Below are 21871 nucleotides of genomic sequence, written 5' to 3' on the forward strand. Positions count from 1 at the left end.
TAAGCGCTCTTATCGACTAGCTATCATGGTCGTCGGCGAAACAGGCGTCGCGAGCGTGTCGATCCGGTAACGCACCGAGATACCGACATGATCCGACAGCATCGCGCCGTTCGCAGCATGGCCGAACGGCGCGGCCAGCGCGACCGGGCGAATCGCGACCGTCGAGGACGGACGGTACATCATCCAGTCCTTCGCGCGACCGATCGAGAATGCCATGTCGGACGGCTCGGCGATCGCGCATCTGGCCGTCCGGCAAGATACGATGGCGGCTTGCAGACCTGCTCCGCCACCCAGCATGCGGACATCGAAATGCGTCCGGCGCCGCAAATCCTGACCGACGTTGAAATCCCCTGCGACCAGGATCGGTCGGTCCCCGGCTTCAAGCGATGCGACGAAATTGGCGAGCAGATCGAGCTGCCGGCGATAGGCGTAACTCGCGCGCGGCGATCCCGCCCCCGATGCGCCGTTGCTGTTCAGATGCGTGTCGACCACAACGATTGGCGTGGCGATGCCCGGCACCGCGATCAACGCGGCGACCGCACCCTTGTTGGCAAGGCAATCATAGCCTGCGCATACCGGATACGCCATCCGCCGCACCGCCAAGATCGGATAGTCGGAGAAGATCGCAAGGCCGCTGTCGACATGCTTGCCGAGCCGTTCGCCGACCATACGACTCCCGTCCGATACGAAATCGTCGTCGGCGCGTGGCACCGGGGCTGCGTCCTCGCCGGGACCGAACGCCGAATAGCGATAGCCTGCGGTCTGGCCGATCGCCTTGGCGTTGGCGATGAACGCTTCCTGTAGGACGACGATACCCGGTTGGGCGCCGATTGCCCGCATCGCCTTCAGCCGCGTACCGATCGCCGCCAGGTCGGCGGAGCGATCCTCCGCGATCGGCCAAGGCAAGCCGTGCACGTTATAGGTCATCAGCGACACGTCGCGCGCTGCCGGACGGGCTGACGAGTCGGCCAGTGCAGGCGTGTTGAGCAAGGCAACGGAGGCCAGCGCCACGCCGATGTGTCGTATCATCATGCTGATATTCCTGTGTTCTTACAGCGCAGACGCCGCGAAAAGCTAAAAGCCGCAGTCTTTTTATCGAACGCGGAACTTTTATGGCTTGAGCGGTGCGAACGAGAAAAGCCCGCTGCGATAGTTCATTACGACGTGCGTGGTGGTAAGGCCTGCCCCCACCGCCACCATCGCCTGCGCCGCGCGCGGTTTGGAGTGGCCGAGCCTGGGATTGCTCGCAAAGCCGATGCCGTCGTGGAGCAGGCTGAATCCGTGCCCGCCGTCCCGCGCATGAACGACGCTGAGCGCGTAAATGCCGGGTCCCGGAACGCGCAGGCACAGCAAAACCGCGCCGGTCGCGGGTACCGTGACGACGCTGCGCCGGAACGTCTTGCCCTGGCCGATCAGGACGTTGTCGTCGGCAAGGAAATCACCGTCTCGCGCGGGATAGAGTTCGGCGCGCAGCACGCCGGCGCGGTCCTTCAGCCCGTCGACATCGACGATCAGCGCCGGCCCCGGTTCGTTCGGACGGCAGCGGGCTTCGACCGTTCCCAACCGCGGGGTCGAGGGCGGCATGACGGATGGGGTGGTGGCAAGGGCTAAGGCCAGCAGAATCATTTGGTACGCTCCATGGTAGCGAGTTCGACGGCGGTCAGCGCGGCGCCGAGCAGCAGATGCATGACCAGCCAAAGTCCGGCGATCATCGTCAGCACCGCGGTCACCTCGGACGTCCGGCCGACGGTGAACGCGACCAGCCCCGCGAACACGATGTCCTTGTTGGGGAGCAGCGGCAGCCGCGACACGAGCAGCCGCAGCGTCGCCAGCGCCAGCCACCACGCGAGCGGCGCGGCCGGCATAACCGCCGCCCACAATAGCGCGGCAAACAGCGTGGTGGCGACGATCCGGAGGAAATGGATGACCGCGATCCGGCTCAGCTCGGGCCGCGGCAACGTCAGCAGCGTCTTGCGCATGACCAACGCGACGATCGAGGGGATCGCCATGCTGGCGGCCGACACGGTCATCACCTTGGCGTCGGTGCCGAGGTGCAGCGCGCCGAGCGCCCGCCTGCTGACAAGCGCAAGCGCGAGCGTGCAGACGTTGGCGACCACCGCGGACAGGATCGAGACGTCCTTGATCGCGCCGAACGGCGTGCCCACCATCGTCGCGTGTTTCCGTGCCCAGCCGTAGAAATACAGCTCGCCCGAATAGCCGAGCACGATCTCGTTGCTGATCCGCTTACGCAGCAGTGCGAGGATGCCGCTCGCGGGAAGCTGCCATAGCCGCCGGTAGATTACCCATTCGCTGAACGGCGTCACCAGATAGCCCGCCGCAAAGATCGTCCAGAACAAAGGCGAACGCGGCACGAGGTGCAGCGTGGCGGCCACGTCGAGGCTGCGGAGTTGCCACAGGGCCGCGATCAGGATCGCCGCGGACAGCACAGGTGCCATCCAGCGCGCGAGGAAGGTCTTGCGGACGACCGTCGGGGTCAATGGCGGGAATATCTCGGCACGCGTCAGCGCCAACGGCTGGGTCATGCGATGATCCTCTCGGTACTGCTGGAACTGGGCCGGACGGGTTGGCTGGAGGTCGTCATGTCGAGAGGACGCCGCCCCCCGCAGCGAACCGCAGCCCCCTGCCGACGCGGTCCTGAAATAATTTTGATCCAGTAACCGGGGCGGACTGCGGCGCGGCCAATACGGCGCCGTCCCATCATCAGCGAGCCCATGACGAGAGCGAAACGAATGGTGAGATCCGACCCCATGCGAGCCAGTGTTGCACCCGAGAAGCGGCTGATCGTCTCTATCCACGACGTCTCGCCGGCCTTTGCCATGCCGATCGCAATGTTGACCGAACGGCTCGAGGCGATCCTCGGCGGTCCGCGATTCGCGATGCTGGTCGTCCCCGATCACTGGGGCGCGGCGCGGGTCGATCACCATCCCGCCTTCATCCGCCGTCTGCGCGAATGGGCCGATGCCGGGGTCGAGATGTTCCTGCACGGCTGGTTTCACCGCGATGCAAGCGACCATCGCGGCGCTGCGAATGCTTTGAAAGCCAAATACATGACCGCCGGCGAAGGCGAGTTCCTCGGGCTCGACGCGGACGAGGCGGAGCACCGCATGCGCGCCGGCCGCGACATGGTCGAGCAGGCGATCGGGCGTGAGGTCGCGGGGTTCATCGCCCCTGCCTGGCTCTATGGTCCTGGCGCGCATACCGCGCTGAAAGCCTGCGACTTCGCGCTTGCCGAAGATCATTTTCGCGTCTGGCAGCCCCGCACCGGCGCGATCGTCGCGCGCGGCCCAGTCGTCACCTGGGCGAGCCGCTCACCTGCGCGCACCGCAAGTTCGCTGGCAGTCGCCGCGGTGGCGCGCACGCTGCCCGACTGGATGCCGACGATGCGCGTCGCGGTCCATCCGGGCGACGTCACCAAGGATTCGCTGCTGACCAGCATCGATCGCACGCTGCGGACGCTGGCCGAACGCCGCACCGTCTCGCGCTATGACGACCTGGTAGGCGACCGGGTGACCGAGCAGGTGGCCGCATGAAGATCGTCGACGTCTGCGCGTTCTACACACCGACCGGTGGCGGTGTACGCACCTATATTGACCGCAAGCTGGTCGCGCTCGCCGGACGCGGCCACGAGATCGTCGTCATCGCGCCGGGCGATGAGGATTGGGAGGAACAGCGCGGTCCCAACGCCCGTGTGCGCTGGCTACGCTCGCCACGCTTCCCGCTAGACCGGTCCTACCGCTATTTCGCCGACCGCGAGGCGCTTCACACGATGCTCGACCAAGAGGACGCCGACGTCGTCGAGGTCTCCTCGCCGTGGCGCAGCGCCTCGATGGTCGCGGACTGGCGGACGCGCTCGGGATCGCGCGCGCGGCTCTCGCTGATCGCGCATGCCGATCCCCTCTCCGCCTATGCCTATCGCTGGTTCGGCAATGTCGCCTCGACGCAGGTTATCGACCGCGCGTTCGATTGGTATTGGCGTCACCTCCGCCGGCTCGACGCACAGTTCGATCATATCGTCAGCGCGAGCGACAGCCTGACGCAGCGGTTGCGCGAGGGCGGTCTGCGGAAAGTGATGACCGATCCGATGGGGGTCGAACCCGGCCAGTTCTCGCGGCATCTGCGCGATGCCGACCTGCGGCGCGAGATGCTGGCGCTATGCGGCCTCGGCGAGGATGCGTTGCTGCTGATCGGCGTTGGCCGCCATGCGCCCGAGAAGCGCTGGGACATGGTCGCGCAGGCCGCGGCGATCGCGGGTACGCAGGCGCCGGTCGGGTTGCTGATCATCGGCGGCGGCGGACGCCAGCGTCGGGTGATCGATGCGATCGGCGACAACCCGCACGTCCGCCTGCTCGATCCGATCCGGGAGCGAGGCGCCCTCGCGCGGCTGATGGCGAGCGCCGATGCGCTCATCCATGGCTGCGAGGCGGAAACGTTCTGCTTCGTCGCTGCCGAGGCGATCGCATCCGGGCTGACGCTGATCGCACCGGATCGCGGTGGTGCGGCCGACCTAGCCCGCGCGAACGACGGTGCTCTGTACGCGTCGGGCGATGCGCAAGCCGCTGCCGACGCGATCCTCGGCGTCGCTAGGGCGGTCGACGTGCAGCGTGGCGACCGACCGGACCGACCGGTCCGAACGATGGATGATCATTTCGACGCATTGCTGGCGCTCTACCAAGGCGGCCTGCCGACGCCGATGCGTCGAGTGGGGACCGGCCGATGATTGCGATTGCACACGTCATCGAGACGCCCCGATCCGAGACCGCCCAATCTCCGTGGAGCGAACCTTTATTCTATCTGTCATTCATGGCTGGCGCGCTCCTGCTCATCGCCATCGGCGTGATCCTCGGTTGGCGCCTCCTGCACCGAGGTTGGGATTTGATAACGACAAGGACGGCTTGACCCGGTATCTGCTGCGGCCCCTGCGTTGTGGAGCCTCGCCGTAGCCGACATCGACAGTCCTCCGCCTGCCGGGCTCTCGGCAGTGCTCGCGGCGAACCGCCCGCAACTCGTCCGGTTTTTCGCCGGACGAACCGGCAGCGTGGCGGAAGCCGAAGATGTCGTACAGGAGATCTGGCTGCATATCGCTGATCCTGTCGCAGCACCGATCGCCAACCCCCTCGCCTATCTGCACCGGATCGGCATGAACATCGTGCTCGACCGAGTCCGCGCAAACGGCCGCCGCGTCCGTCGCGACACGGGCTATGTCGACGCGACGATATCGGTCGCAGGGTCCGAGGCGGTCGACGATGCGCCCTCGGCTTTCGAAACGGTCGACGGCCGGCAACGCGTCGCGCAACTCGCAGCAGCCCTTGCCGGACCGCCGGAGGGCGCGATGCGCGTGTTCCGCCGCCACAAGATCGACGGCCTGTCGCATGCCGAGGTCGCCGCCGAATTCGCCATCAGCCGGAGCGCGGTCGAAAAGCACATCGCGGTCGCGCTGCGCCATCTGCGAAAGGCGCTCGATGACTGAATGTTACGGAACGAAACATGTAGGGGAACTGCGGTACCGCGTGGTCGGTGGCGTCTATGACATGAGCGGGGGGCATTCGCTCGGAACGAGGGCGCGATGATGGACGCAACGACGCAGGACGCGATCGACGCCGCGGCCGCCTGGCATGCCCGGATCGATGCGTCCGACATGGACTGGGCGGGCTTTGGCGACTGGCTGGCAGCCGATCCGTCGCACCGCACCGCCTATGATTCGGTTGCGCTGCTCGACGCCGAGATCGGCGCTGCGGCGCCTGCGATTGCAGCACTTCTGCCCGCCAACGACGATTACTCGACCGACGCTCCACCCGTGGCTCGCCCGACCCGCTGGCGCTGGGCCGCGGCGGGGACCGGCGGTGCCCTCGCCGCGGGTCTCGCCTTGCTGCTCGTCGCACCGACCGTCACCGACACGGCGCAGACCTACGCGACCAGCGCCGGCGATACGCGTGCGGTGACGCTCGCGGACGGCAGCGCGATGCAGCTCGATCGTGGATCTCGCGTATTGGTGTCCGGCGGCAAGACCCCGTTGATCGAACTTACGGACGGCGCGGCAAGCTTCTCGGTCCGCCACGATCCGTCGCGCATTTTGATCGTCCGCGCCGGCGGCTACGACATCCGCGACGTCGGCACGCGTTTCGCGGTGACCAACGCGCGGGGACAGATATCGGTCGCCGTGGCGGAGGGCAGCGTCAGTGTTGCGCCACATGATCCCGATGGCAGCGTGCCGACCACGCTGGTCGCGGGCCAGCGCCTCGACATCGACCCTTCCGCCGGGATCGCGCAACGCCGTATCGTCGCCCCCGCCGCCGTCGCCGACTGGAGCGATGGACGGCTGAGCTACGACGGCGCGCCGTTGCCGCTGGTCGTTGCCGACATATCGCGGTATGCGAATGCCCCGCTGGTGGTCGATCCGTCCGCCGCCGGCCTGCGTTTCTCCGGGGTTTTGACGATTGGCGACGGCTCGCGGCTCCTCGATCAGCTTCGCGCGGTATTGCCGCTACGCCTGCGTCGCGCTGATGGCGTCGTGCATCTGGAGCGCTCCGGGCAGCGCTAAGCCCGCCGACATCGTCATCGCCGCGGGATCGCTCCGCACCGCGCTCGATGCGCTCGCGCAACAGACCGGCATCTCGATTGGCATGGCCGGCATTCTGCCCGCTACGCAGACACGGAAGATCGCCGCATCCGATGTCGGGCAGGCGCTGAAACGCCTGTTGTCCGGAACCCGTCTCCGCGCGGTCCGCGTCGATGCGACGACCTGGCGGATCGAACCCGAGCCGCGTCGCGCCGCTCGATCGCCGGCCGCCGGTTCACGCACCACACCGCCGCCGACCGTGGAAGGCGCCGACATCATCGTCACCGCCAGCAAACGCGACGAACGCCTGTCCGACCTACCGGTGTCGATCACGGTCGTGGGTGCCCCGGCGCTCGACCGCCTCGCCGGCAAGCGCGGTCTCGTCGACCTGCTCGCGACCACCGATGGCGCGTTCTCGACCAATCTGGGGCCCGGCCGCGACCGCGTGTTCTTGCGCGGCGTCGCCGACAGCGCCTTCAACGGCACCAGCCAGTCTCTCGTCAGCCTGTATATCGACGATGCGCGGATCGGCTATTCGTCACCCGATCCCGATCTCCGCATGGTCGACATCGATCGCATCGAGATCCTGCGCGGGCCGCAGGGCACGCTGTACGGCACCGGCGCGCTCGGCGGCGTCATCCGGATCGTTACCACCGCGCCCGACCTCGATCGTGTCTCGGGCAATGTCGCAAGCGAGGCGACCGAGATCAACAACGGTGCGCTCGGCGGTGCGCTCGACGGCACCGTCAACGTGCCGATCGTCGCCGGACGGCTCGCGCTCAGGGCATCCGCCTGGACCGAGACGATGCCCGGCTGGATCGACGACACCGGACGCGGCAAGCGCGACGTCAACCGTACCGCGCGCAGTGGCGGCCGAGCCGCACTGCGCTGGGCGATCGGCAATGGCTGGACCGCGACCGCCAGCGGCATCGGCCAGTGGATCGACGCGCGCGATAGCCAATATGCGACGAAGGGCCTGTCGCGAGCGACTTCAATTCCCGAACCGCAGGACAATGATTTCGTATCGGGCACGCTCGACATCCACGGCTCGATTGGCAGCCTCGACGCGCAATCGACCACCGCGATCGTCTCGCATGATTTCGGGAGCACCTACGACGCCAGCAGCATGGCGGCATCGCTCGGCACTACCGCCCCGATTGCCTATGTCGAGGACCGTTCGATCCGACTGGTCACGCAGGAAATTCGCTTCAGCGATCCGACCGCACGCCATCCCTGGATCGTCGGCGTATCCATGCTCGATGCGACTACTCGTCTCAAGGGACGCTTCGATTCCGACGGCACGGACATCCTCGCACGCGACGACAAGGAGGCGGTATTCGAAGCCGCGGTCTTCGCAGAGGGCACGCAACGCCTGTCCTCCACGCTCGATTTCAAGCTCGGCCTGCGCGGCTTCGTCACGGTCAGCGACATCGAGCAACAGGGCCCGGACGAGCAAAGCACCACTAAGCTGGGCGTTACCCCGAGCGCCACGCTTAGCTGGCACCGCGACGATACCGGGCTGCTCTGGCTGCGTTATGCCAGCGCGATTCGGCCAGCCGGCGTCACGCGGGCCATTGCCGCCACCGAGCGACGTATTCCTGGCGACGAATTGCAGAGCCTCGAACTGGGCTGGCGTGTCCGCGGCCTCAACGATCGTCTCAGTCTCAGCGGTGCGATCTTCGGGTCGTACTGGGAGCATCTGCGCAGCGACGTGGTCGGGTCGGACGGGCTGTTCGGGACAGTCGATGCCGGCAACGCGACCAATTACGGGGTCGAGTTTGGCGGGCGCTACGAGGCCGGGCGCGCGACGATCGACTTCGGCACCACGATTCAGCGCGCGCGGCTCACCTCACCCGCCGACGACCGGGCCGACCCGGACGATCGTCGCCTGCCGGTCGTCCCCGACTATTCCGCGCGGCTCGGGCTGACCCGACGCTTCGCGCTGATCGGACGGCCTGCAAGCGGCTATGTGACCGCGCGCTATATCGGCCAGACCCGCCTGAGCTTCGACCCGGGGCTCGACCGCCCCGCCGGCGGTTACGCGACGATCGGCGCCGGCGCGACGGTCGACGACGGATTGCGCCACTGGTCGATCGATATCGATAATCTGCTCGACGGGCGCGGCAACAGCTTTGGTTTTGGCAATCCGTTCACGCTGGCCACGACCACGCAGGCCGTCCCGATCCGCCCGCGCGCGATCACGCTGAGGCTAGCGATCGGTTTGTAACGGACCGCAAGCGCGGCTCAGCCCATCATCCGTCCGCGCAGGTTGAACAGGATCACCAGCGTCCCCGACACCATCAGTGCGATGATCAGCGTGGAGAAGAGGATCAGCTGCAGGTCGTGGCGCGAGGATCGCTTCAGGCTGATGTGGAGGAAACAGCGGAACTGCACCGCCATCTGGACGAGCCCTAGCGCCAGCACGGTGCCGAAGATCGCGCGCGCACCGAACGACGGCCAGCGGACCATCGCGAAGGCCGCCGCCGTCAGCGCGAGCGACAGGCCGTAGCCGATCGCAGAGGTTCTGAGTTCGCGGGTCCGGTCGCTCATCCGATGTTCCCTTGCAGATAGACGACCGAGAAAATTGCGATCCAGACGATGTCGAGCAGGTGCCAGAACAGCCCTAGCCGCAACAGGTTGATCCTCACCCGCGCATCGAGGCCGTACGCACAGACCTGGGCGACCATCACGACCAGCCAGAAGCACGCGACCGCGACGTGGAGTCCGTGCAGCCCGACCAGCGCGAAGAACGATGACAGGAAGCCGCTGCGCATCGGATAGGCGCCGTGCGCAAACATAGTCGCGAAGTCGTTCGCTTCGAGCGCGAGGAAGACGAGGCCGAGGCCGAGCGTCGCGCTGAGCCAGCCGAACAGCACGCTGCGCGGTTCGTCGTACTTCATGGCGATCGTCGCGCGGCCGAACGTCGCGCTGCTCGTCAGCAACAACAGCGTCTCGACGAACGCGGGCAGCAGCTTGAACTCGGAGGCAGGCGTCGGGCCGCCGACGGTGCTGGCGATCATCGTGCCGTAGGTCGCGAACAGCAGCGCGAAGATCACCGCGTCGCTCATCAGGAATATCCAGAAGCCGAAGATCGCGTTCTCAGCCTGATCCTGCGTCAGCGCGCCGGTGTCGCCGAGGTTGAGGCCGGCATGCGCCAGTTCGGGTTCGCTCACGCCACGATCTCCGCAAGGCCGCGATTGACTGCCGCAGTCTCCAGCTGGCGCGGAATTGCGGGCGTCGCCCGGACGCGCGTGAGCCAGGCCCCATGCTCGCGAGCGACCTCCGCGGCGGGAATGATCCGGTGCTGGTCGCGACCAAAGCTGCGCAGCACGACCGCCGCGACGATCACCTGGAGCGCGACGATGGTCAGCCCCCAGATCTCCCAGATCAGGCCGAACGCCGCGACCGCCGCGGTGAGCCCGATCACGACGCTGGTCGCACTGCCCCGCGGCACGACGATGTCCTCGTAAGCGGCCGGTGAGCCGTACGGGTCGGGTTGCCCCTCGTCATGCTTGTGATCGTAGAACGGGTTGCGCCCGTCGATCAGCGGCAGGACTGCGAAGTTATATTCGGGCGGCGGTGCGCTGACCGACCATTCGAGCCCGCGGCCATCCCAGGGGTCGCCCGCTTCGACCCGCGTCGTGGCACGATCGCGGATGCTCACCCACAGCTGGATGCCAAGCGACGTCAGCGCCGCCAGCAGGACGAACGCGCCGACGCCGGCGACGTACAGCCACGGCCGGAACGACGGTTCGAAGATCGCCTGCGTCCGCCGCGCCATCCCGCTCGCGCCGAGGACGTAGAGCGGGAAGAAGGCGAGGTAGAAGCCGATCACCCAGCAGGTGAACGCGATCCGCCCCCAGCGCTCGTCGAGGCGGAACCCGAACGCCTTGGGGAACCAGTAATGATAGCCCGCGAGCATCCCGTAGAGCAGCCCCGGGATCAGCATGTTGTGGAAATGCGCGACCAGGAACAGCGTGTTGTGGACGAGGTAATCGAGCGGCGGCATCGCCAGGATGATCCCGGTGAAGCCGCCCAGCACGAATGTCATCATGAACGCGATCGCGTAGAGCATCGGCACGGTAAACCGCACCTCGCCGCGAAACATCGTCCAGATCCAGTCGTAGATCTTCACCCCCGTGGGCACGCCGATCGTCATCGTCGCGATCCCGAACGCCGCATTGACGTTGGCCGACTGCCCCATCGTGAAGAAATGATGGACCCACACGGTGAAGCTCAGCACCGCGATCGCCATCGTCGCGATCACCAGCGAGGTATAGCCGTACAGGTCCTTGGTCGAGAAGGTCGACACGACCTCCGAATACACGCCGAACGCGGGCAGGATCAGGATGTAGACCTCGGGATGACCGAACAGCCAGAACATGTTGGCATAGTTCATCATGTTGCCGCCGAGGTCGTTGGTGAAGAAATGGAACCCCAGATAGCGATCGAGCGCAAGCAGCAGCGTCGCGACGGTCAGCGGCGGCATCGCGAAGATCATCAGGATCGACGTGCACAGGCTGGTCCATGCGAACATCTGCATCCGCATGAAGCGCATTCCCGGCGCGCGCAGCTTGTAGACGGTGCAGGCGATGTTGATCCCCGCCATCGTCGAGCCGATCGACCCCAGCGTCACCGCCCAGATCCAGTAATCGACACCCACGCCGGGACTGAACGCGCGCTCGGTATAGGGCGGATAGCCGCTCCATCCACCGGTCGAGAACTCACCGACGACGAGGCTCGCCATCATCAGGCCGGCAGCGCCGATGGTGAGCCACAGCGCGATCGAATTGGCCCAGGGAAACGCCATGTCGCGCGCGCCGATCTGGAGCGGCAGGACGTAGTTGATCATCCCCGTCAGGAACGGCATCGCCATGAAGAAGATCATGATCGAGCCATGCGTCGAGAACAGCTGGCCGAAATGATCGGGCGACAGGAAGCCAGGATTCTCGATCGCGACCGCCTGTTGCATTCGCATCAGCACCGCCTCGACCAGCGCGCGTGACAGCATCACGAACGCGACGACGATATACATGATGCCGATCTTCTTGTGGTCGAGGCTGGTGAGCCACTCGGTCCACAGATACCGCCACTTGCCATAACGCGTCAGCAGCGCGGCGACGACGACCGCGCCGACCACCACCAGCGCACCGGCGAACGCGCCGATGATCTCGCTGATCGTCGGGTTCTCCCACGCGCGCACGAACGGCAGGTCCTGCCAGCCGAACCGGCCGAGCACGGCGGGCCAGAGGGGAACGGAAACGGTCATCGAACGGCTTTCTGGGGAGAATGGGTCATACCGCCGGTCGCGGCGACAACGTGGTCGAACAGGTTCGGCGTGACATGCGCGAACTCGACGGGGTGCGTGATGATCGACCGCGCGGACAGCCGCCGCCACGTCTGCGCATCGAGCGTGCGTTTGCCGCTTCGTGCAGCCGCCGCCCAGCGATTGTATTCCGCCGGCGACACCGCAACGACCTCGAACTTCTGCTGCTGGAAGCCGGCACCGTTATACTGCGTGTTCTCGCCGCGGAACCGTCCCGGCCGGTGCGCCTGTATGTTCAGCTCGGTCGTCATCCCGCCCATCGCATAGATCTGCCCGGCGAGCTGCGGGATCAGCATCGACTGCATCACGGTGCCGCTGGTGAGCCGGATATGCACCGGCCGCCCGGCGGGGATGGTTAGCCGATCGACCGACGCGACGCCGAGGTCGGGATAGACGAACACCCATTTCCAATCGAGCGCGATCGCCTGCACCTCGACCGGCGCGGCGCCCGGCAGCCGCCGATACGGATCGTCGATCTGCGTCCAGTGCCACAGCAGCACGGCGAGTCCGATGACGATCCCGGCGGGCGGGATCCAGATCAGCCCTTCCACCCACCACGAGAAGTTCCACTTAGGCCGGTACGCGTCGCCGCGGTTGGACAGCCTGTAATGCCACGCGAACAGCGGTGTCAGCAGCAGCACCGGCCCCGCAACGAACAACAGCACGATCGACACGGTGACAAACAGGTCACGCTCATGTCCGGCAACCGGCCCCTGCGGATTGAGGAACCCGTGCGACAGCGCCGTGCATCCACCCAGACCAATGCAGATCGGCAGTAGCGATAGACGCGTCATCCCTCGCCTGAACCGCATGGTTACCCGTCCCCTCTTCTCGCCCCGCCCACCATAAGCAGGGGCGGCGCCCGCGTCATTAACTTGCAGCCCGCCTGTCACCGCCGGTCGGCAGTAACTTGCCGAGCAACATCCTAAAATAGCCGAGCGCGGCAGCGCCAAGGGCTGACCGACGCATTTCCACACTGGCATGAGCAGAACGTGTCCCCATCTTTCAGCTGGGCGGGTTTCGTATGGACTGATGCGATACCTGCTTGTGCGACCCGCTTTAGTCCATGCATTCCGAATAGGCATTTGCGATACGTATGAAATTGAAACCTGTTGCCGATCAGGTAATCGTGATCACTGGTGCGTCGAGCGGTATCGGGCGAGCCACTGCCATTATGGCAGCGTCCCGTGGCGCGACGGTCGTCGTTGCCGCGCGGGGTGAAGCCGCACTGAATGCACTTGCAGACGAAATCGCCACGTCAGGCGGACGGGCAATCGTGATCTCTTGCGATGTCTCGGATCCAGCGTCGATCCGGCATCTGGCGGACACGGTCATTTCGCGCTGCGGACGGATCGACACTTGGATTAACAACGCGGGGGTGGCCATCGCCACCCCCGCGTTGAAGACCTGCCGCTCGACGATGCGCGCCGGTTGTTCGACGTGAACTTCTGGGGTGTCGTGAACGGTAGCCTGGCCGCGCTGCCCCATCTCGATAAGCAAGGCGGTGCCCTCATCAATCTTGGTAGTTTCACCTCGGATGTCGCTGCGCCCTACATGGGCATGTACTCCGCCTCCAAGCAGGCGATCAAAGGCTACACCGACGCGTTGCGTATCGAGGTGGGGATGGATCGTCGTCCTGTCTCGATCACGCTCATCAAGCCAGCACCGATCGCGACCCCGGTTCTTCAGCATCAGCGCAACCTGCTCGATCGGCAGGCGACGATGCCGCCGCCCTTCTATCGGCCGGAGGATGTCGCGCGAACCATCCTCTACGCTGCCGAGCATCCCGTCAGAGACCTTTTCGTCGGTGGAACCGCGCGGATTGGCAGTATTTTTGGCCAGATTCTGCCTTCAATTGCCGATGCAGGTGCCGTTTCGTTTGCGCAACGTATCTTCAAGACGGCTCAGCCGCCAACCAGACGACCCGACAATCTGTACGAGCCGAGTATGCCGGCAGCGACACACGGCGACACGCATGGTCATCATCCGCGACCAAGCACCGATACCGCACTCCGAACGCGCCCAAAACTTGTAGCCGCGGCCGTAGCTGCAGTCAGCGGCCTATGGATTTTAGCGAGATTGTCGAGAGCAACCGATGCCGAACGGGACTATTCCCACGAAGATTAAGGTATGTTTCGGCTCATGAATGCGGCTGGTAGCTGCGCGTAATGGGCATCTCCCATTGAGCGTAAGCCGCAACGACCGAGCTTGCCTAGATGCCTCAGCTACAGTCCGGCTCGATCGATCATCGACGCGATCTCTGCTGGCAATGCGGACGCCGACTTAGGCAGGAACCGGTTAAGCGCAGTCTGTATTCGCTTGCGCGCCACCTGATAGGCCTTGTGGCGGATCGCACGTGTCGCATTGGTCCGCCAAGACGGACTCTCGCCGAGCAACGCTTCCCACTTGGCCTCCTCTGCCTCCAGGATCGACAGCGCCAAGCGCAGGCCGTCCCGTCGACCGCGAGCGTATTCATCGGACATCGCCGGCTTCTCCGTCATATCCAACCCGTTGGCCTGGCGAGCGAGTTTTGACAAGTCGCGCCCACGGGAGCCCTGGTCCACCTAATACTATGCGTAATTCGTCTCCATCGGCGATATTTTGAAGTGGCGCTTCTGGTTTCGCGCCGCGCGTTTCATTCAGATCGCCGCCGCCGCGACATTTTTTACCCTTTACATGCCGCGTCACTCTTGGCAGCCGCCGCGCTCGCCGGTAACGACCGCCTGAAGATCACCGACACACCTGGGATACGCACGCATGCTGATTACCGTTCGCGACAATAATGTCGATCAGGCGTTGCGCGCGCTGAAGAAGAAGCTTCAGCGAGAGGGCGTTTATCGCGAGATGAAGCTGCGACGCCATTATGAAAAGCCGTCTGAGAAGCGCGCCCGCGAGCACGCAGCCGCAGTCAGCCGCGCGCGCAAAGCCGATCGCAAGCGCGAGGAACGCGACCGCTGATCGAAAAGCTCTTGACCGAAGTCGGAACCCCAATCGACGAGACAGGCACGTTGTCGCGAGATGGTGGTGCCTTCTACTTGTACCGGGACTCGGGCGGACGCTATCAGCTTCAGCTACAGCGCACGCCCGTGGACCTGGTCGAGAAGCGAGTAAGGTTGATCGGCACACTCGTCGGCGTCGAACTGGTCAGCGCCGACGGTGTCGCACGAGCCTAAAGCGAGCACGCTCGATCTGGTGCGACATTGTGACTAGTGCTTGACGATCAGTTAAGGTTGCCAGCCGCCTTAGCCTGGCCGGAAGCTGACCATTACGCAGATTTTTAGTCGGAGGGCGCTTGCCCGAACCGCTAATCGATGCCTTGGTCGTGCCGTTGACGAACGCACGCGCCGAGCATGCCGCGGACATGCAGTCGGTTGCCGATCAGGCCTTTTACCATGGCCGCCAACGCACTAGCGTTAGGGCAACACTGTTACCGTTCAGCGAGTTGATGCTGTCCTCGGACCCTATTGTTATGAACGTCGGTCGCAATTGGCTGTATCTTGTGAAAATCAAAATCAATATTGATTGACGACGCCTCCCGGGTGGTTTGAAACGCTGCCAATCCCGCAACACGGGAAACGGGGAGAGAATGATGAAGACGAAGCTTTCGGTCGCCAGCGTCTTGGCGTTGCTGGGTGGCGCCACGGCGATGGCGCAGACCGCGCCGACCTCGCTCTTCCCCGTCGCGCATCCCGAGATATGGCCGAAGGTGGCGGCGAAGCCGGCGCTGGATTCGACGCTGGAAGCCAGAATTGGCAAGATCCTTGCTGCCATGTCGGTCGAGGACAAGGTCGGGCAAATCATCCAGGCCGATATCGCGACCGTGAAGCCCGAAGACCTCAAGACATACAAGCTTGGCTCGGTTCTAAACGGCGGAAATTCGGCGCCTAACAACGATGAATTGGCACCGCCGGCGGAATGGCTGAAGCTGGCCGACGCGTTCTACGACGCCTCGATGCAGCGCAATGATGGTCGGCCGAAGATCCCGACGATCTGGGGCACCGACGCGGTCCACGGCAACAACAACATCGTCGGGGCGACCCTGTTTCCACACAATATCGGGCTAGGTGCGGCACGTGACCCCGCGCTGATGGAGAAGATCGGCCGCATTACGGCACGCGAGACCGCCGCCGCCGGTCTCGACTGGAGCTTCGCACCGACGCTGGCGGTCGTGCAGGACGATCGGTGGGGACGCACGTACGAAAGCTATTCCGAAGAGCCCTCCGTGGTGGCCAGTTATGCGGGCCCAGTCGTTACCGGCATCCAGGGCAAGGTGGGTTCGCGCGATTTCATGACGCCCGGCCATGTCATCGCTACCACCAAGCATTTCGTCGGGGACGGCGGCACGGGCGGACGGGATCAGGGCGACACCAAAGTGTCGGAGGTCGTGCTGCGCGACGTTCATGCGGCGGGATATCCGCCCGCGATCGAAGCTGGCACCTTGACCGTGATGGCCAGCTTTTCGAGCTGGAACGGCGAGAAGATGCACGGCAACAAGACATTGCTGACGGACGTGCTGAAGGGCCGGATGGGCTTTAACGGGTTCGTGGTCGGCGATTGGAACGCACATGGCCAGATCGCCGGATGTACCAACGAAAGCTGCGCCGCGGCGATCAACGCCGGCCTCGACATGTTCATGATGTCGGGCGATTGGAAGGCGCTGTACCGCAACACGCTGGCACAGGCCAAGTCGGGCGAAATCGTGCCTGGGCGTCTCGACGACGCTGTTCGTCGTATCCTGCGCGTGAAGATCCTCGCCGGTACCTTCACCGCCGGCAAGCCCTCGACGCGACGCTATGCCGGACAGTTCGGCCTGATCGGATCCCCTGAAGGCCTTGCCATCGGCCGTCAGGCAGTTCAGGAATCGCTGGTGCTGCTCAAGAATAACGGGGGTGTTCTGCCGCTCAAGCTCAAGGCGAATATCCTTGTCGCGGGTATCGCTGCCGACGATGTCGCGCAGCAGGCCGGCGGCTGGTCGATCACCTGGCAGGGGACGGACGTGCCGAAGCGCGGCTTCCCCAATGCGACGTCGATCTGGAGCGGCATCGACCAAGCCGTGCGCGCCGGCGGCGGTACCGCCACCTACTCGCAGACGGGCGCGTATTCCGCGAAACCCGACGCTGCGATCGTCGTGTTCGGCGAACCCCCCTATGCCGAATTCATTGGCGACCGACCGACCCTGGAATACGCGCCGGGCGACAAGAGCGATGTCGCGCTGCTCCGCAAACTGAAAGCGGCGGGCATCCCCGTCGTCGCGGTTTTCCTGTCGGGCCGCCCGATGTGGGTGAATGCCGAACTTAACGCTTCGGATGCCTTCGTCGCGGCGTTTTTGCCGGGTAGCGAAGGCGCAGGCGTTGCCGACGTGCTGTTTGCCGGTAAGGACGGCAAACCCGTTCATGACTTCCGCGGCAAGCTGTCCTTTTCGTGGCCGAAGCGTCCCGACCAGTATGTCTTGAATGCCCGCGATCCGAATTACGACCCGCTGTTCAAGTTCGGCTACGGTCTCACCTACGCGGATCGCGCCGTGGTCGGCACGCTGGACGAGACCCGTCCCGCGGGCATGGCGATCGACACAGGCGGCGTCTTCTTCACGAAGGGGCGCGTACCCGAAGCGTGGAGCCTGTCACTCGGCGAAGGAAACGGGGGATCGACCCGCATAGTCGGCAACAGCGGCCGAAGCCCAGGCGGCGAGCTGACGATCGCCGGTATCGATCGCAACGCGCAAGAGGACGCCCGACGCTTTACCTGGACGGGCACGCGCGACGCGGACGTGAGGATTGAAGCCAACGCGCCGCTCGACATCGCCCGCGAGGCCAATGGCGAGCTGAGCATGATCGTCCAGTTCCGGCTGGACGCAAAGCCCGTGGCCGCCGTTTCCCTTTCGATGGGAAGTTCCGACAAGACCGCTGCGATCCCGATCACCGGCATCTTGCAAGCGGCACCGATCGGCGAGTGGAAGTCGATAGCGATTCCGCTCAAGTGCTTCATCGCCGCCGGAGTCGATCCGCACAAAATCACCGAGCCGTTCGTTATATCGACCGCTGGGAAACTGACGCTCTCGATCTCAGACGTTCGTCTGGCACATGCCGATGGACCGGTCTCGGCGTGCCCAACCCGCTGAGGTGACGATCGCGGCGGTTCTTCTTGTCCTGCCTGTGCAGACCGATACGACTGGCGCAACAAAAGGGAAAAGGGGCGAGATGCGGTTCGGATACATGACAGCGGTGCTGCTCGCACTGACTCCAGCAACGGCATGGGCACGGCCAAGCACCGCAGATGCACAGCTTCAGGCAATCTACAATACGGAATGGGCATGGCGACAGACGGAGTTCGCGCGGATCTCGGACGGCTTGCGCAGCGCGTCCGACGATCATTTCCCGGCCGTCACGCCCGCGGACTGGGCACGCCGGCGCGCCTACTGGACCATCGTTCTGAACCGCATCGCGCGTATTCCTGCGGCGCAACTTTCGTCTGAGGAACGACTGAACGCCGCAGTCCTAACGGAATCGCTCCGCGCCGAGCTCGCGAATATCGACTTCCGTACCTACGAGGCGCCACTCAGCAGCGACTCCTATTTCTGGGGCGAGGTTAAGCCCTATGCCCCGCTCGAGACCGCCGACGACTATCGCCGCTACATCGGTCGGCTGAAGGACGTGCCGCGTTGGTTCGACCAGAACATCGCCAACATGCGCGCCGGACTGCAGCGCGGTTTCACGCCCCCGCGCGTGTCGCTCGCCGGACGCGACGCGACCATCGCCGCCTTCACCAAACCAAGCGGCGACAATCCGCTCGCCGAACCGTTCAAGACGATGCCGGCTTCGATCCCGACGAGCCAGCAGGTCGCGCTACGCACCGAGGGACTGGCCGCAATCGATGCCGCTGCGGCGCCTGCCTATGCGAAGCTCCTGGTCTTTTACCGCGACACCTACCTGCCCGGCACGCGCACCGCGATCAGTGCCGCCGCACTGCCCGACGGCGCCGCGTTCTATAAAAGCCAGGTCCGCGAATACACGACCCTCGAACTCACGCCTGCGGCGATCCATCAGATCGGCCTGAAGGAAGTGGCGCGGATCGACGCCGACATGAAGGCGACGATCGCCGCCACCGGCTTCAAGGGCAGCTTCGCCGACTTTCTCGCCTTCCTCCGCAGCGACCCGCAATTCTACGCTCGAACGCCCGACGAACTGCTGGGCTTCTCGGCCTATGTGGCGAAGCGGATGGACGGACGGCTGAAGGACGTCTTCACCACCCTGCCCCGCTACCGCTTCACCATACAGCCGGTCCCCGACGCGATCGCGCCCGTCTACACCTCAGGCCGCGGCGGACTCAGCGCGTGCCTCATGAACACCTATGATCTCAAATCGCGCCCGCTTTACAACATCGTCGCGTTGACCCTGCACGAATGCGTCCCCGGTCACAGCCACCAAGCCGCGATGGCACTGGAGGCGCCCGACCGGCCCGCGTTCCGCCGCGAGACGTATTTCTCGGGCTATGGTGAAGGTTGGGGGCTCTATTCGGAGTGGCTCGGCACCAAGCTCGGCATGTACCGCACGCCCTATGAGGAATTCGGCCGCGAGACCTTCGAGATGTGGCGCGCCGCCCGCCTCGTCATCGATACCGGTATCCACGCGATGGGATGGAGCCGGCAGCAGGCGATCGACTATCTTGCCGGTCACACGGCTCTCGCCAAACTGGACATCGAGATCGAGGTCGATCGATATATCAGCTGGCCCGGTCAGGCGCTTGCGTACAAGCTGGGTGAGATGAAGATTCGCGCGCTGCGCTCAAAGGCGGAGGCGGAACTTGGCGACCGCTTCGACCAGCGTCGCTTTCACGACACCTTGCTCAACATGGGCTCGGTCCCGTTACCGGTAATGGACGCCGAGATGACGACGTGGATCGCGGCAGAGAAAGCGCGTTCATAGTCCTCCAGTCCGCCCTCCTTCTGCCACGCCAGAGCCGGAGAGCAACGCCGCACCCCGGAGCGGACGTTGCTTCGCTGCGCCTTCGCTCAACTACATAGGATGTCGGCTGCACCGACCGGGCGACCTTGCGTAGTTACCCTACTGTCGCCTAGCGTGACGCAAATAGCCTCATAGTCAGGAACATCGGCATGGATCGTCGCGCTTTCATTATGTCCAGTGCCGCTACCGCCGGGCTGAATGTCCTACCCGTACGGTCCGCGTTTGCGCAGACGCCAGCAGCCAAAGCAGCGGCACCATCGCCGGGCGACGCACGGCTGAACGCCGCGTTCGATCAGGTCATGCACGACACCGTGCGTCAATCGCCGGAATTCGCCACTTCGCTCGGACTCGATACGGGCAAGGATGCCGATCTGCGTCATATGCTGGGTGACAACAGCTACGCCGCCATCGCAAAGGATCTCGCCCGGAACCGCAAGGCGCGAGCGCTCGTCACCGCCGTGAACCCCGCCTCGCTGTCGCCACAGGCGCGCATCGACCGCGAAGTCGTCCTCTACAATATCGAATCGAACATGGTCGGGCCGGAGCGGTTCGGCCTGTCTTCGCCGCAGGGACCCTATCCGATCTCGCAGCAGGACGGCGTCTACTTCTCGCTGCCGGACTTCCTCGCTTCGACCCACCCGGTCAAGACCGCGGACGACGCCAGTGCCTATCTGGATCGACTGGCGATGATGGGGCGCCAGCTCGATAACGAAACCGAGGTTCAACGTCGCGAAGCCGCCAAGGGCCGGCTGGCGCCCGACTTTTCGCTCGATCTGGCGCTCGGCCAGATCGCAAAGTTGCGGTCACCTAGCCCCGCCGATAGCCAGCTCGTACAGGCGCTGACCAGCCGCACCGGCGCGGCGAACATCGCAGGGGATTGGCAGGTGCGCGCCACCCGTATCGTCGCGACGCAGGTCTATCCCGCGCTTGACCGCCAGATCGCGTTGCTGCGCTCGTTGCGGCCCTCGGCGCGCAGCGCCGCCGGCATCTGGGCGATCCCGAACGGAGAGGCGATCTACGCTGCCGCGTTGGCGCAGGCGACCACCACCAACCTGTCGCCCGATGAGGTCCATCGCATGGGGCTGCAACAGGTCGCCGAACTCACCGCGCAGCTCGATCCGATCCTGCGGGGCCAAGGTTTGACGCAAGGCAGCGTCGGGGCCCGGCTCGACCAGCTCAACCGCCTGCCCACGCAATTGTTCGCGAATACCGATGCTGGTCGTGCCGAACTTCTCGCCAGCCTCAACGCCGGCGTCCAGGCGATGCAGGCGCGGTTGCCGAAGGCGTTCAGCAACCCGCCCAACGCGGCGCTCGAAATCCGTCGCGTCGCGCCCGAGATCCAGGACGGCGCACCCAACGGCTATTACTTCCGCGCGCCGCTCGATGGCTCGCGCGCCGCGATCTACTGGATCAACCTCAAGAACGTGCACGACTGGCCGAAATACACGCTGCCGAGCCTTACCTATCACGAAGGCGTGCCCGGGCATCATCTGCAGATATCGACCGCGCAACGCGCGCCCACCCATCCGTTGCGCAAGATCGCCTTCTTCAACGCCTATCTGGAGGGCTGGGCGCTCTATGCGGAACAACTCGCCGACGAACTCGGGGGCTATGCCTCGCCCGTCGAACGCGCCGGCTATCTGCAATCGTTCTTGTTCCGCGCCGCACGACTGGTCGTCGACACCGGTATCCATACCAAGCAGTGGACGCATGATCAGGCGACCAAGTACCTCGTCGATACGGTCGGGTTCGCTCCAGGCCGCTCGCAGCGCGAGGTCGAACGCTATTGCGTGTCGCCGGGGCAGGCGTGCAGCTACAAGATCGGCCACGCGGCCTGGCTGCGCGCGCGGGAGAAGGCCAAGGCAATCGCCGGTGATCGCTTCGACCTGAAACACTTCCACGATGTACTGGAGGCCGGTGCGATGCCGCTGTCGATGCTCGAGCGGATCGTCGAGGAGCGCGCCCGCGCTGTCTGACGGCTCATTGTCGGGCAGGTTTTCGACGTTC

21 protein-coding genes are annotated in these 21871 nt (G+C 64.9%); 13 read left to right on the top strand and 8 right to left on the bottom strand.

Annotation, left to right across the window (positions count from 1 at the left end):
- Window positions 1-9: 9 nt before the first annotated feature.
- From O6W96_RS03065 to O6W96_RS03075, 3 genes are all read right to left on the bottom strand, one after another.
- A complete protein-coding gene (locus tag O6W96_RS03065) occupies window positions 10-1032 on the bottom strand; it encodes a sphingomyelin phosphodiesterase (RefSeq protein WP_353468188.1) in 1023 nt (340 codons plus the stop codon).
- Window positions 1033-1110: 78 nt separating this feature from the next.
- Window positions 1111-1626: a DUF2141 domain-containing protein gene (locus O6W96_RS03070; protein WP_353468189.1), complete on the bottom strand. Its 516-nt coding sequence runs from the start codon at window positions 1624-1626 to the stop codon at window positions 1111-1113.
- A complete protein-coding gene (locus tag O6W96_RS03075) occupies window positions 1623-2543 on the bottom strand; it encodes a hypothetical protein (RefSeq protein ID WP_353468190.1) in 921 nt (306 codons plus the stop codon). The genes O6W96_RS03070 and O6W96_RS03075 overlap by 4 nt, the downstream gene beginning before the upstream one ends.
- 225 nt (window positions 2544-2768) lie before the next feature.
- Between O6W96_RS03075 and O6W96_RS03080 the strand changes: the two genes are divergently transcribed.
- The 5 genes from O6W96_RS03080 (at window position 2769) to O6W96_RS03100 (ending at window position 8804) form a co-directional block, all read left to right on the top strand.
- Window positions 2769-3551: a polysaccharide deacetylase family protein gene (locus O6W96_RS03080; RefSeq protein ID WP_353468191.1), complete on the top strand. Its 783-nt coding sequence runs from the start codon at window positions 2769-2771 to the stop codon at window positions 3549-3551.
- Window positions 3548-4738 carry a glycosyltransferase gene (locus tag O6W96_RS03085; protein ID WP_353468192.1) on the top strand — a complete coding sequence of 397 codons (1191 nt, stop codon included), beginning with the start codon at window positions 3548-3550 and terminating at the stop codon, window positions 4736-4738. Before O6W96_RS03080 ends, O6W96_RS03085 begins: the two co-directional genes overlap by 4 nt.
- A 204-nt stretch (window positions 4739-4942) precedes the next feature.
- Window positions 4943-5488 carry an RNA polymerase sigma factor gene (locus O6W96_RS03090; protein ID WP_353468193.1) on the top strand — a complete coding sequence of 182 codons (546 nt, stop codon included), beginning with the start codon at window positions 4943-4945 and terminating at the stop codon, window positions 5486-5488.
- A 96-nt stretch (window positions 5489-5584) separates the two neighbouring features.
- Entirely contained in the window at window positions 5585-6559 is a 975-nt protein-coding gene (locus tag O6W96_RS03095; RefSeq protein WP_353468194.1) for a FecR family protein, read from the top strand.
- Window positions 6456-8804, top strand: a complete 2349-nt coding sequence (locus O6W96_RS03100; protein ID WP_353468195.1) for a TonB-dependent receptor — start codon at window positions 6456-6458, stop codon at window positions 8802-8804. The genes O6W96_RS03095 and O6W96_RS03100 overlap by 104 nt, the downstream gene beginning before the upstream one ends.
- Window positions 8805-8821: 17 nt before the next feature.
- On the opposite strand, the gene O6W96_RS03105 is transcribed toward O6W96_RS03100, so the two are convergent.
- From O6W96_RS03105 to O6W96_RS03120, 4 genes are read right to left on the bottom strand one after another with little or no spacing between them, the layout of a single operon-like run.
- A complete protein-coding gene (locus tag O6W96_RS03105) occupies window positions 8822-9127 on the bottom strand; it encodes a cytochrome o ubiquinol oxidase subunit IV (protein ID WP_353468196.1) in 306 nt (101 codons plus the stop codon).
- Entirely contained in the window at window positions 9124-9750 is a 627-nt protein-coding gene (locus tag O6W96_RS03110) for a cytochrome c oxidase subunit 3 (RefSeq protein ID WP_353468197.1), read from the bottom strand. The genes O6W96_RS03105 and O6W96_RS03110 overlap by 4 nt, the downstream gene beginning before the upstream one ends.
- On the bottom strand, window positions 9747-11846 hold the full coding sequence (locus tag O6W96_RS03115) for a cbb3-type cytochrome c oxidase subunit I (RefSeq protein WP_353468198.1): 2100 nt from the start codon (window positions 11844-11846) through the stop codon (window positions 9747-9749). Before O6W96_RS03115 ends, O6W96_RS03110 begins: the two co-directional genes overlap by 4 nt.
- The gene (locus O6W96_RS03120) at window positions 11843-12697 is read right to left on the bottom strand and encodes a ubiquinol oxidase subunit II (RefSeq protein ID WP_353468199.1); all 855 of its coding nucleotides are present in this window, start codon (window positions 12695-12697) and stop codon (window positions 11843-11845) included. The genes O6W96_RS03115 and O6W96_RS03120 overlap by 4 nt, the downstream gene beginning before the upstream one ends.
- A gap of 380 nt (window positions 12698-13077) precedes the next feature.
- On the opposite strand from O6W96_RS03120, the gene O6W96_RS03125 reads away from it, so the two are divergent.
- Both O6W96_RS03125 and O6W96_RS03130 read left to right on the top strand, forming a co-directional pair.
- On the top strand, window positions 13078-13347 hold the full coding sequence (locus O6W96_RS03125) for an SDR family NAD(P)-dependent oxidoreductase (protein ID WP_435372169.1): 270 nt from the start codon (window positions 13078-13080) through the stop codon (window positions 13345-13347).
- A complete protein-coding gene (locus O6W96_RS03130) occupies window positions 13344-14030 on the top strand; it encodes an SDR family NAD(P)-dependent oxidoreductase (RefSeq protein WP_353468505.1) in 687 nt (228 codons plus the stop codon). Before O6W96_RS03125 ends, O6W96_RS03130 begins: the two co-directional genes overlap by 4 nt.
- 98 nt (window positions 14031-14128) lie before the next feature.
- On the opposite strand, the gene O6W96_RS03135 is transcribed toward O6W96_RS03130, so the two are convergent.
- On the bottom strand, window positions 14129-14386 hold the full coding sequence (locus O6W96_RS03135) for a hypothetical protein (RefSeq protein ID WP_353468201.1): 258 nt from the start codon (window positions 14384-14386) through the stop codon (window positions 14129-14131).
- A gap of 274 nt (window positions 14387-14660) precedes the next feature.
- Here O6W96_RS03135 and rpsU point away from each other — a divergent pair, with 274 nt between their 5' ends.
- The 6 genes from rpsU to O6W96_RS03165 all read left to right on the top strand — a co-directional run bounded on the left by rpsU (window position 14661) and on the right by O6W96_RS03165 (window position 21840).
- Window positions 14661-14861 (top strand): 30S ribosomal protein S21, encoded by a 201-nt coding sequence (gene rpsU, locus O6W96_RS03140; protein ID WP_056052371.1) that lies wholly within the window; start codon window positions 14661-14663, stop codon window positions 14859-14861.
- A gap of 11 nt (window positions 14862-14872) precedes the next feature.
- Window positions 14873-15076: a DUF5818 domain-containing protein gene (locus tag O6W96_RS03145; protein WP_353468202.1), complete on the top strand. Its 204-nt coding sequence runs from the start codon at window positions 14873-14875 to the stop codon at window positions 15074-15076.
- 119 nt (window positions 15077-15195) lie between these two features.
- Window positions 15196-15429 (top strand): hypothetical protein, encoded by a 234-nt coding sequence (locus tag O6W96_RS03150; RefSeq protein ID WP_353468203.1) that lies wholly within the window; start codon window positions 15196-15198, stop codon window positions 15427-15429.
- Between the two features lie 63 nt (window positions 15430-15492).
- A complete protein-coding gene (locus O6W96_RS03155; protein ID WP_353468204.1) occupies window positions 15493-18021 on the top strand; it encodes a glycoside hydrolase family 3 protein in 2529 nt (842 codons plus the stop codon).
- A 79-nt stretch (window positions 18022-18100) separates the two neighbouring features.
- On the top strand, window positions 18101-19825 hold the full coding sequence (locus O6W96_RS03160; RefSeq protein WP_435372170.1) for a DUF885 domain-containing protein: 1725 nt from the start codon (window positions 18101-18103) through the stop codon (window positions 19823-19825).
- Window positions 19826-20013: 188 nt separating this feature from the next.
- Entirely contained in the window at window positions 20014-21840 is a 1827-nt protein-coding gene (locus tag O6W96_RS03165; RefSeq protein ID WP_353468205.1) for a DUF885 domain-containing protein, read from the top strand.
- Window positions 21841-21871 lie beyond the last annotated feature (31 nt).

Source organism: Sphingomonas faeni (genome assembly GCF_040407495.1).
Classification (GTDB): domain Bacteria; phylum Pseudomonadota; class Alphaproteobacteria; order Sphingomonadales; family Sphingomonadaceae; genus Sphingomonas; species Sphingomonas faeni_D.